Here is an 11633-nt window from a genome sequence, read left to right as displayed (position 1 = left end):
CGAACTGCTGCATCCTGCTTTAAAACATCACCTCAGCCGCAAAGTACCCTTTCCCAAAAAGCTAGGAGGAGTCAAAGGTTTACAAGCAATAGATAAGGTAATTACCATCGATCAATCTCCTATCGGTCGTACTCCCCGTTCCAATACTGCCACCTATACAGGGGTATTCGATGCTATACGGGCGGTCTTTGCCGAAACCATCGAAGCAAAAGCCAGGGGTTATAAAGCTGGTCGTTTTTCTTTTAATGTCAAAGGAGGGCGTTGCGAAGCCTGTAGCGGACAGGGAGTAAACGTAATTGAAATGAACTTCTTACCCGACGTTTACGTTCAATGTGATGTGTGCAAGGGGGCGAGATATAATCGCGAAACTCTCCAAGTAAAATATAAGGGTCATTCCATTGCCGATGTTCTCGATATGACAGTGGAAGAAGCCTTAGAAAACTTTCAAAACATTCCTCGCGCTGCCAAAAAACTACAAACCCTAGTAGATGTTGGTTTAGGATACGTCAAACTAGGACAGCCAGCCCCCACTCTATCAGGGGGAGAGGCACAGCGAGTTAAATTAGCTTCGGAATTATCCCGTCGCGCCACGGGTAAAACTCTTTACTTAATTGACGAACCAACTACAGGTTTATCTTTTTATGATGTCCATCATTTGTTAAATGTTTTGCAGCGTTTGGTGGATAAAGGTAATTCTCTCATCGTCATCGAACACAATCTAGACGTAATCCGCTGTTCTGACTGGATTGTCGATCTCGGTCCAGAAGGGGGCGACAAAGGCGGGGAAGTCATTGCTACGGGAACTCCTGAAGAAGTAGCCCAGAATCAAAATTCTTATACAGCTAAGTATTTAAGGAAAGTTTTACAACGTTATCCTGCAACGGCTGATTTGAATTAGTTGTTAGTTGTTAGTTGTTAGTTGTTAGTGGGTATTTCTGGATGGTATGAAATTTAGATTATTGGTTAAAACTAGCTGCTTTATTTTGTGTTTACTGTTGATTGGGAAATCTCAAGCAAGCTTGCAAGCCAATCCTGTAAATTTGGCTGACAATACTGTTAATATCCAGAACAGAGATTTTAATTTATCGACCGCAGAAAAATCCGCTCTAGAACAGGGTAAAGTTATTCTCAAAGGAGAAAAAGGCAACTACTTAGGTTTAGTTATGGCGGTTGGGACTAGGGAATCTGTTTGGGAAGTCTTAACTGATTACAATAATTTTGAGAACTTCTTACCTAATATTGCTAGCAGTACGATAGTTGCTGAATCTGGCAATAATGTTGTGTTCGAGCAAACTAATGTAGTAGATTTATGGTTATTTCAGCAGGATTTTAAAGTTAAAACTAAGGCGATCAAACAGCAACCCGATCGCATTGATTTTCAGATAGTTGAAGGAGATCTCAAAAAACTAATTGGTAGTTGGCAAATTCAAACAATATCTGCCAATAAAGTTTTAATTACTCATCGAGTAGAAGTAGAACCCGCAGGAGATATTGAAAAGCCTTTCTTTTATGGAATTTATGAAAGTTCTCTAGAAGAAACTCTCAATGCGATCGCTGTAGAGGTTATCTGTAGAAATAACCAAGAAAATCAACAAACTTGCTAAATATAGGGTTTTTCTAATTGGTGAGATAGGCAAAATAATGGATATTGAATGGCAAAGACAGCAAGCCCAAGATGAAAATACTACGCCAGAAGTTTTAGAAGAATTAGCTAATAGTAAAGACTATAGTATAAAACAACAATCAAGTTATATGCTTTATGGTTTCAATTAATTACTATTATAGTTATACCACCTATCCAAAACCTCAAAATAGATTGCGATCGGCAAAAGTAAGTTCTTTAAAATTTAGCCCTGATGGCAAATATTTAGCTAGTAGAGGTACTAAATTATGCTTATGGACATTTGAACAATTATGGTTGTTCTTACTTCTTACTTCAATAAGTTCTTCCTTTCCAAGCCCCACCTTTTCCTTGATAATATTTAAGAGCAGAATCGATAGTCATCAAAGTATATAAAAAAGCAACTGCGGGCAGATTTAACGCCCAAATTATTGAAAGGTCGTAAAGCTTAATTGTCGGGATATATGCTGCTGCCATTAATAACCAAGTAATTGTTGCTATTAAAATCAATAATTTTTGGTGCAATATTAAACCGATTATCAAACCAATCGGGGGAACTAAATATACTAAAGTCATGCCAGCTAAAGTACCAATTAATAATAAGAGAGAATAATTTAATTGATTGTAGGCAGTACGAGCAATCGTATCCCAAATAGATTTTAAATTATTATATTCTCGCAGGCTAATTGTATTTTTAGTTAATCCCAACCACAGCTTTTTTTGCTTATCTTTAACGGCTTTAGCTAGAGAACAATCATCAATCAAAGCATCTTTAATAGCTTCAATACCACCAATTGCTTCTAAGGCTTCTCGTTTAATTAAAATACAGCCTCCCGCAGCAGCAGCAATAGATTTTTGGGGATTATTTACCCAAGAAAAAGGATAGAGTTTTTGGAAGAAAAAAACAAAAGCAGGAATTAATAATTTTTCCCAGAAACTTTGACAGCGTAACAAAACCATTAAAGAAACTAAATCTAAATCTTCCGTTTCTGCTTTGGTAACCAACTGACTTAAATTCTTAGAGTCATAATAAATATCTGCATCGGTAAATAAAAAATAATCGGGGGCTGGAGTATGTTCGTTGGCACGATCTATTCCCTGTTTCATCGCCCATAACTTGCCTTTCCAACCAGGTGCTAAAGGTTTTCCCGATACTAAATCAAAACTAGTTAATTTATTCAAATCCTTAGCAGTAGAGACAGCAATCGAGCCAGTGCGATCGCCACTATTATCATCTACTACAACTAAGGTGAATTTCCCTAGATATTGTTGTTGTAAAAGAGAAGTAACACTATTAGCGATCGCTCGTTCTTCATTTCTCGCAGGAACGATCGCCCACACTGTAGGATAGGATTCTAGTTCGATTTCTTTTTCTTCAATCAAGGAATTACTTAACCAAAAATTTCCCCAAAACAAAATTAAAAATAACCAAATCGTCAGAGACAAGCACATCCATAAAATCATCGCCATTAGCACTACTAATTAACTACTTTTGTAAAATGCGGGGTGGATAGTGTAAAACATAGCAAAAATGGGAACAATTAAACTGGATCTTTTGTTTAATGCCTTTTGAGCAAGCTGAAATTGAGATTAAATTCATGGACTCTAATTATTTAATTAATCGTCAGGATTCAGGTGGAGGTTGAAGAATCCGTACCCAGGTATCTCAAATAAGAATTATTTTCTTTGATGACGAAGCATTTGAGGGTGTGCTATACCTATGCAGGAGCTATTATTCCTACTAAATTACCAACGTTATTTGTCTCAATATATTAATAACTTTAACTACGAAATAATTTTAAAACTTCTATCCCTAACCTAAAATCTCTGGAGGCAATAAGACAATGCGTAAGTTAATGGTTGCACAAGAACTTAATAATATTTTGGTGGTAGATGACACTCCTCAAAACTTACATTTATTAGTCGATATTTTGACTAAATATGAATATAAAGTTAGACCAGTTCCTAATGGCAAACTAGCACTTTCTGCTATTGAAATCAATCCTCCAGATCTAATTTTATTAGATATTATGATGCCCGATCTAGATGGCTATCAGGTATGTAAAGAATTAAAAAGTAATCCTAAAACCAGAAATATTCCTATTATTTTTATTAGTGCTGTTAACGAACCAGTGGATAAGGTAAAGGCATTTGCTATGGGCGGGGTAGATTATATTACCAAACCTTTTCAGATGCACGAAGTTTTAATTAGAGTCAAGCATCAACTTTCTTTGGTCAATCTCAAGCAACAATTAAAAACTAAAAACGAACAGTTAAATAAAACTGTCGAACAACTACAAAAAAATCATCGACAAATAGTTAAATCAAAAAATTCTGCAATTTTAGAAAAAATTACTTCGGGAATTACAACGCAAGTTAATAGTCCTCTGTCAATTATTAATGATTCTCTGGCAGAGCTAGAACGTTTTGGCAAATCTAAGATTGAGGATTTGCCAAGATTTATCCATCAGCTTTCTTCAGAACAGCAAAAGTATTTTATGGCTTATTAAAACAAGCCCATGAAGATAATATTAATGTCTTACTGTCTGAATTAGAGAAACAAAAATTAAAAGATATTATCATCGAAAAATTAAATAAATTTCAATTAGATAATAGCGATCGCGTTGCAGAAATGCTAATTGAATTAGGTTCGGATGAAGAAATAGAAAATTTTCTACCTTTATTGACAGGCAAAAACTATTTAGCAATTTTAGAAAATGCTTGTTTGGTCAAAAATATGCATAAAAGTATTAAAAAGATCGGCAACTCTACACACAAATTCAATAAAATTATTCATGATTTTAATAATTACGCCCAAAGTCATAAAAATAAAGTAGAAAAACGTCCAGCCCATCTCAAAAATACAATTGAAATGGCTTTGAGTGCGATCGAGAAAAAAATTCCTGCGGGAATTCGCTTCATGAAAAATTATAGTGATGTTCCTACTATTTATTGCTATCCAGAAGAATTACAAAAACTATGGATTCACTTAATTCAAAATGCCATAGATGCTATTGGTTCTCTTGGTATAATTACAATTAATGTTTATCGTCAAGAAGAAAATTTATTAGTAGATATTATTGATACGGGAGAGGGTATAGATCCAGAAATAGTGAGTAAGATGTGCGATCCTTTTTTCACGACCAAATCTTTAGGAGAAAATACAGGTTTGGGATTAACTATTGCCAAACAAATTATCGATCTTCATGAAGGTACTGTCTCTGTTAATCTTTTATCGGGTAGAACTACTCTCCCTGGTAAAACCAAATTTACAATTTCTCTGCCTCTTAGTTTGCAACTTTAAGTGTTAGTTATTAATTTAGTTTTGATGGATACTTACAGACCCATTAAATAGGAAATCAAAAAATGGATCTGTATTAAATTAATAATTTACCAGAAGATTAAGACAATTGATCTTGACTGCTGGAAACTAAATCTAAACTATTGTCTGTAGGCTCATCATATAAAGGTAAAACTACCTCAAAATTAGGAGATGCAACTCGATCGTATCCCGAATTAAGCATATAATTCCAGATTTGCAACACTTCAGAATATTCTAGAGTAGTTTGAGTTTGAATCAAATTAGTTACATAGTCGAAATATTTATTTTTGCTATTAGTCTTGTGGCTAACTCGGCGGGGATGGAAACTAATAAATATATCTCTCAAAAATTCATCAGTGGAAGCAGATTCGTTCATTTCTAATAATTCAGATAATTCTAGATTCAAATCTTGACGTTCTAGATCTTCTTCTAAAGTGTTAGTTTGAATAATATGATCGATCGCAAATTCCATTACTACATATTTGATTGTATCTGGTTCTCGATTGATTAAAAACCAAAAGAAAGGTAGTGATTTAGGATAGTTTTCTTCAAGAAAGCTGTGATATCCTCTATCTTTTAAAGGTAAAGTATTTGGCTCGGGAACTTCAATTATTGTTCGATTGAGATTGGGCTTTTGATAAAGTTTTATCAGGGCATTATAAGTAGAAATATTATGTTCCTGATAATGACTTAATAATTTATTCCTAATTTCAGTATTATTAACATCGAAACTGGGTATAGAGATGGCGATATCGGCTGGATAAAATTTTACTAAATCTTCAGGAGCGATCCTTTCGATAAACTGAATTAGTTCGGTAACTTCCTTTCCTACTAATTGTTCTTTTTGCTGTTGGAGACTATTTCCTTCTATCAGAAGAGGATCGGTAAATTTTGTTAATTGCTTCTCTGATTTACTAGATATTGGTAAATTTTTAGTGTTTTCTGTCTCGGATTTAATTTTTAATAATAGAATTTGTTTGAAATTAGCCAGATGATTGTAAGAAGATTTAATTTCCTCTAGCTCCTTTTGCCGTTTAAGATCGCGATATCGATCTAATAAATATTTGATTTCCGCTTCTTCTGCTTGGATAGCATCTTGGAGGCGTTTTTTTTCTCGATCGGTTTCGGCATCGATCGCATCTAATTCAGCTTGATAATCGCTCAAACTGAGCTTAATTTGTTCTAAATTTAATTCTGCTTCTTTAGACATAATTAAAATACTTTAACTTTAGCTCGATTGGGAAAATAAATATATAATTGGCTTGAATAGAGCGTGATGTTACTTGGTGGGAAAAAAGTTATAAAATGGTGAATTTTAGAGGAAAAGACCATTATCTTGCTAATATTTTAGATTGCCGATTTCCCTCAAAGAATAGACCGAATAACTTGATTACTCTTATAGTTAACAACAGCATTGTAGTTAATTCAAAGTTAATCTTTAGTATACATTTTTATGGCTAAAAATAATATAACTTACAAAAATTATTCTTGAATAATTTAGTTATTAATCATTAAAATCGAGCTAACCTAAATCAAATTAGATCTCAATTATCAAGGAACAATTAATTCGGGAGTTAATTGCCAACCATTCGGGCTTAATTTTCCAACATATGTAAATCGATCGTAAAATAACCAAGTTAGAGTAAATACCAGTAAAACGCGGTGACACCAACAAGCAAAACAGAATTGACAGCAAAAATAGTACGAGCGATCGCCAATTCTCAACAATATTTACTATCACTTCAACATGATGATGGCTACTGGCAGGCAGAATTGGAATCTAATGTAACCATAACTGCTGAAGTTGTTTTGCTCCATAAAATTTGGCGCACAGACCAAACCAGACCTTTGGCAAAAATAAAAACTTACTTGCGATCGCAACAACGAGAACATGGCGGTTGGGAGTTATATTATGGCGATGGTGGCGACTTGTCTACTTCTGTAGAGGCTTATATGGCATTGCGCTTGTTGGGTGTTACCGCTTCCGATCCCGCAATGGTTCGAGCCAAAAAATTTATTCTAGAACAAGGAGGCATTAGTAAAACTCGTATCTTTACTAAAATGCACCTAGCATTAATTGGTTGCTATGACTGGTGTGGTTTGCCCTCTATTCCTCCCTGGATAATGTTACTTCCCGAAGAATCCCCTTTTACCATCTATGAAATGTCTAGTTGGGCGAGGGGTAGTACTGTACCTTTATTAGTAGTATTCGATCGCAAGCCCATATTTCCCATCGATACTCCGATTGAGTTAGACGAACTATATGTCGAAGGGATAAATAATGTTGTTTATGAATTACCCCGCAACAATGATTGGACGGACATTTTTATCGCCCTAGATAATGCTTTTAAACTCGCGGAAGAATGGAATTTAGTTCCTTTGAGAGAAGAAGGGTTGGCAGCGGCAGAAAAATGGGTATTGGAAAGACAAGAAGCAACGGGAGATTGGGGTGGCATCATTCCTGCTATGCTCAATTCTTTATTGTGTCTGCGCGCTCTAGATTACGATGTCAGCGATCCCATAGTACAACGAGGTTTAGCTGCGGTAGATAATTTTGCCCTGGAAGAAGCAAATAGCTATCGCATCCAACCCTGTATTTCTCCCGTTTGGGATACAGCTTGGTGCTTGCGGGCTTTAGTAGAATCTGGCATCCCTGCCGACAACCCCGCCCTAGTCAAAGCTGGAGAATGGCTGTTAGAGAAGCAAATCCTCGACTATGGAGATTGGGCAGTAAAAAATAAAGGTACGACTCCTGGGGGGTGGGCGTTTGAATTCGACAACCGTTTTTATCCCGATCTAGATGATTCGGCAGTAGTGGTCATGGGTTTATCCCAAGTGAAGTTACCCCATGAAACTTATAAGCAACAGGCGATCGCTCGCTGTCTTAATTGGATGGCATCAATGCAATGCCAACCTGGAGGATGGGCTGCTTTCGATCTTGATAACGACCAAAATTGGATTAATTTAATTCCTTATGGCGACTTGAAGGCAATGATTGACCCGAATACTGCCGATGTCACTGCTAGAGTCTTAGAAATGCTGGGAGAATGTAACCTCACCATCAGCGAACGTCGAGTTCAAAAAGCGATCGCTTATTTAATGAACGAACAAGAAAACGATGGTAGTTGGTTTGGTCGTTGGGGAGTCAACTATATCTACGGCACTAGTGGCGTACTTTCAGCTTTATCTTTAATTGCCCCTAGTTTGTGTCGCTCGGAAATTCAACGAGGTGCAACCTGGCTGGTAAATTGTCAGAATGCCGATGGGGGCTGGGGCGAAACCTGTGCTAGCTACGACAATCCCGATCTAAAAGGCACTGGAGATAGTACTGCTTCTCAAACTGCCTGGGCATTAATCGGTATTATGGCAGCTATGGATGCAACCCAATTTGTAGGACAAGAAGCAGTAGAGGGCGGTATAAAATATTTAATTAATACTCAGCAAGATGACGGCACTTGGGATGAAGACTACTTTACAGGTACGGGTTTTCCCAGTCATTTTTATTTAAAATATCATCTCTACCAACAGTATTTTCCTCTCCAAGCATTGGCTAGATATCAGAAGATAGCTAACCTTAAATAGTAGTGCCACTTGATAGTTTTAATTTTTATAGTTTTAATTTTTGAATACTTTGGCAAAGGTTCGATCCCACTGTTGTTGATTTTTGCGAGCGTCTTGAATAAAAGGAGAAACGCGAATTAAATTAATAATTAAATGATTTAATAAAGCAGCAGGAAACCTCATTGGTCGAACGATATCTAAAAACAAGACAACTCTGATTTCATTAGTTTTATTCCAAGCTTCGTGAGAATAGGAGTCGTCGAATACAACTGCTTTTCCTTCAGTCCAATAATAAACTTCATTATCTACCCGAATACCACACATATTTTTTGCTTGAGGAACTTTTAAAGCCAAATGACAGCGTATCACTCCTTTATAAGGGCCTCTATGTTCGGGAATATGTTTTCCTGGTAAAAGAATTGAAAAAAATGCTGTTTTTAGTCCTGGAATATTTTCAATGATGCGAGTAGTTTCTGGACAGTAATCGCAATTTTGCTCCATTTTAACTCCATAACCATAGAGAAAAAAGGTCTTCCACAAATCGTCTTGGGTAAGATTGCGCCCTTGATCGGGAGAAATATCCTGAAAATTGGGTAAATTATCAGTATATTTTAAAACAACATCTAACTCGTTACGAATTACTTCCCAGTTATTTTCTAAACTGTCAATCCAAGAAAATTGCGATTTTTCTAAAAAAGGAGTATTTGCTACTAAAGAATAACGAGTAATCAATTTTTCCAGACCCCAAATGATGTTTTTTCCTAGTTGATGAATCAGGGAGTCTCTAATAAGTAAAGAAAAACTTTTGGTTGTTTTCATGACTTTCAAAAATTTCTTAAAGTGATACTTTCTCGATAAAATGATTGGCTATGAATGCTTAAAAAATATTTGCAAAATTAAAACAATAATTTTTTAAGCAATCTTAGTTTCATGTTTTGCTTTTAGAAAAGAAATATTATAGCAATAATAAATCATCTTCAGTCCGACTTAGATAATCATTGTCATATTGTTAGAAAAAACTTAAACATCAATTTAATTTGTTTAAAATTAATAGATAGATTTAATCCAATTCCATTCTTTACTCAATCCATCTTCTAAAGATACTTGAGGAATATAATTCAAAATTCTTTTAGCCTTGCTAACATCTGCGCTAGTATGACGAGCATCCCCCGCAGCTTTGGCAACATAATCTTTTTTTATGGGATGTTCGATAACTCGCTCCATCATTTCTAACAATTCCATTAAAGTGACTCGGCTACCGCCACCAATATTAAATACTTCTCCAATCGCTTTTGGCACTCGTGCTGCTGCTAAATTAGCCGCTACCGCATCGCTGACGTAAGTATAGTCTCTGGTTTGCTGTCCGTCTCCATAAATCGAAATGGCTTCTCCGTCTATTGCTGCTTTAAAAAACTTATGAAAAGCCATGTCAGGTCTTTGACGAGGACCATATACTGTAAAGTAGCGCAAAGCAGTTACTGGTAAACCGAAATTTTGATGATATAGCCAGCACAATCGTTCTCCTGCTAACTTGGTAATACCGTAAGGAGATACGGGTTTGGGGCATAAAGTTTCGGGGGTAGGCATAGTTGCAGCATTGCCATAAATAGAAGAACTAGAAGCGTAGACAATTCTAGTGAGGCTTTGAGCTTGTTTTGCTCCTTCTAAAATGATTTGAGTGGCATCAATATTTTTTTCTGTATAGCGATGAAAATCTTCACCCCAACTCGCCCTAACTCCTGCTTGTGCTGCCTGATGATAAAGCACACTGGCTGACTGTAAAAGTTCTGACCAATCTAAGTCTTGAATGCTGGCTTGAATCAACTCAAATCTTGGATGTTGCTGGAGCTTGGCTACATTTTCTTGTTTGAGTTGATAACTATAGTAATCATTAAATTCATCAATACCAACTACCTTTTCTCCCCCTTCCAGCAAAGCCTCCGCCAAGTGAGAGCCAATAAATCCTGCAACGCCAGTGACAATATGATGAACCATAAAAAGAGTTTCTCAAACTAAAAATAAGTTATTGCTGCAAAAAACTGTAAACTGTATCCGAAGCAATATTAAACCTATAAAATGTAAAAATAAGTATAGTAACTTTGTAGCGATCGCGTCTTGCAACTGAATAAATCTGTAATTCGCTCCCTATTAAATATGTAATAGATACCAGTAAATTCTAAAAAATCGATTTTAAACCTATGGATATTACCAGCGATCTGCACGTAATAGAAACCAGACCTTTATTAAGCCCTGCATTTATTAAAAGTGAATTTCCTCTAACAGAATCTATCGCTGAGTTGGTTACTCAAACGCGCCACCGCATTCGCAATATTTTAGAAGGAAAAGACAAGCGCATACTAGTAGTAGTAGGTCCTTGTTCGATTCACGATGTAGCAGCAGCAAAAGAATATGGAGCAAGACTGGTAAAATTGCGATCGCAATTTGCCGATACTTTGGAAATTGTGATGCGGGTTTATTTTGAAAAACCCCGTACTACTGTAGGCTGGAAAGGTCTGATTAACGATCCTCATCTAGATAATAGTTACGATATCAATCAGGGGTTGCGGACTGCCAGAAAATTACTTTTAGATTTAGCAGAAATCGGACTACCCGCAGCCACAGAATTACTAGACCCGATCACGCCCCAATACATTGCCGATCTAATTTGCTGGACGGCTATTGGTGCGAGGACTACAGAAAGTCAAATCCACCGTCAAATGGCTTCTGGTTTATCTATGCCCGTAGGATATAAAAATGGCACTGATGGAAGTTTCACTGCTGCGATTAACGCCATGCTAACCGCCAAGATTTCTCACCATTTCTTAGGTATCAACCAGGATGGACTGGCTAGTATAGTTAAGACTACAGGCAACCCTGACGGACATTTGGTATTGCGCGGTGGTGCGGCAAAACCAAATTACGAAGCGGAAGATATTCAAGTAGCGAGCAAAGCTCTTAAAAAGAAAGGGATGAATCCTTTGTTGATGATTGATTGCAGTCATGGCAACAGTAGCAAAGACTATAATAGACAATCTTTAGTTTTAGATAGTATCTCCCAACAAGTGAAAAATGGCTGTCCCAATATTATGGGAGTCATGATTGAAAGTCATTTAGTTGAAGGCAATCAGG

General features: G+C 36.3%; 10 protein-coding genes and 1 pseudogene. 7 read left to right on the top strand and 4 right to left on the bottom strand.

All coding sequences use genetic code 11. The features are described from left to right. The 3 genes and pseudogenes from AC33VI_RS01775 to AC33VI_RS01765 all read left to right on the top strand — a co-directional run. A pseudogene (locus AC33VI_RS01775) lies at positions 1-898 on the top strand (excinuclease ABC subunit UvrA); the annotation flags it as partial. Between the two features lie 46 nt (positions 899-944). Then, complete coding sequence (locus AC33VI_RS01770; protein WP_491780556.1) at positions 945-1604, top strand: SRPBCC family protein; 660 nt, start codon at positions 945-947, stop codon at positions 1602-1604. 37 nt (positions 1605-1641) lie between these two features. Continuing rightward, positions 1642-1773 carry a hypothetical protein gene (locus AC33VI_RS01765; RefSeq protein WP_491780555.1) on the top strand — a complete coding sequence of 44 codons (132 nt, stop codon included), beginning with the start codon at positions 1642-1644 and terminating at the stop codon, positions 1771-1773. Between the two features lie 163 nt (positions 1774-1936). On the opposite strand, the gene AC33VI_RS01760 is transcribed toward AC33VI_RS01765, so the two are convergent. After that, on the bottom strand, positions 1937-3091 hold the full coding sequence (locus tag AC33VI_RS01760) for a glycosyltransferase (RefSeq protein WP_491780554.1): 1155 nt from the start codon (positions 3089-3091) through the stop codon (positions 1937-1939). Positions 3092-3465: 374 nt separating this feature from the next. Between AC33VI_RS01760 and AC33VI_RS01755 the strand changes: the two genes are divergently transcribed. Together AC33VI_RS01755 and AC33VI_RS01750 are read left to right on the top strand one after the other, a co-directional pair. After that, entirely contained in the window at positions 3466-4131 is a 666-nt protein-coding gene (locus AC33VI_RS01755) for a response regulator (RefSeq protein ID WP_491780553.1), read from the top strand. 122 nt (positions 4132-4253) lie between these two features. Further along, complete coding sequence (locus AC33VI_RS01750) at positions 4254-4925, top strand: sensor histidine kinase (protein ID WP_491780552.1); 672 nt, start codon at positions 4254-4256, stop codon at positions 4923-4925. A gap of 97 nt (positions 4926-5022) precedes the next feature. Here AC33VI_RS01750 and AC33VI_RS01745 read toward each other — a convergent pair whose 3' ends face one another. Further along, positions 5023-6153 (bottom strand): hypothetical protein, encoded by a 1131-nt coding sequence (locus tag AC33VI_RS01745; RefSeq protein WP_491780551.1) that lies wholly within the window; start codon positions 6151-6153, stop codon positions 5023-5025. Between the two features lie 452 nt (positions 6154-6605). On the opposite strand from AC33VI_RS01745, the gene shc reads away from it, so the two are divergent. Beyond that, positions 6606-8525 carry a squalene--hopene cyclase gene (shc, locus tag AC33VI_RS01740; RefSeq protein WP_491780550.1) on the top strand — a complete coding sequence of 640 codons (1920 nt, stop codon included), beginning with the start codon at positions 6606-6608 and terminating at the stop codon, positions 8523-8525. Between the two features lie 33 nt (positions 8526-8558). On the opposite strand, the gene AC33VI_RS01735 is transcribed toward shc, so the two are convergent. Next, positions 8559-9323 carry an aspartyl/asparaginyl beta-hydroxylase domain-containing protein gene (locus AC33VI_RS01735; protein ID WP_491780549.1) on the bottom strand — a complete coding sequence of 255 codons (765 nt, stop codon included), beginning with the start codon at positions 9321-9323 and terminating at the stop codon, positions 8559-8561. Positions 9324-9551: 228 nt separating this feature from the next. Continuing rightward, a complete protein-coding gene (locus tag AC33VI_RS01730; RefSeq protein ID WP_491780548.1) occupies positions 9552-10499 on the bottom strand; it encodes an NAD-dependent epimerase/dehydratase family protein in 948 nt (315 codons plus the stop codon). Positions 10500-10702: 203 nt separating this feature from the next. Between AC33VI_RS01730 and AC33VI_RS01725 the strand changes: the two genes are divergently transcribed. Next, positions 10703-11633 (top strand): 3-deoxy-7-phosphoheptulonate synthase (locus AC33VI_RS01725; protein WP_491780547.1); only part of this gene is annotated, 931 nt, incomplete at its 3' end.

This window comes from Waterburya sp., assembly GCF_058530065.1.
Note: the sequence above shows the minus strand (reverse complement) of the source record. Positions and strands in the feature narration are given on the sequence as shown.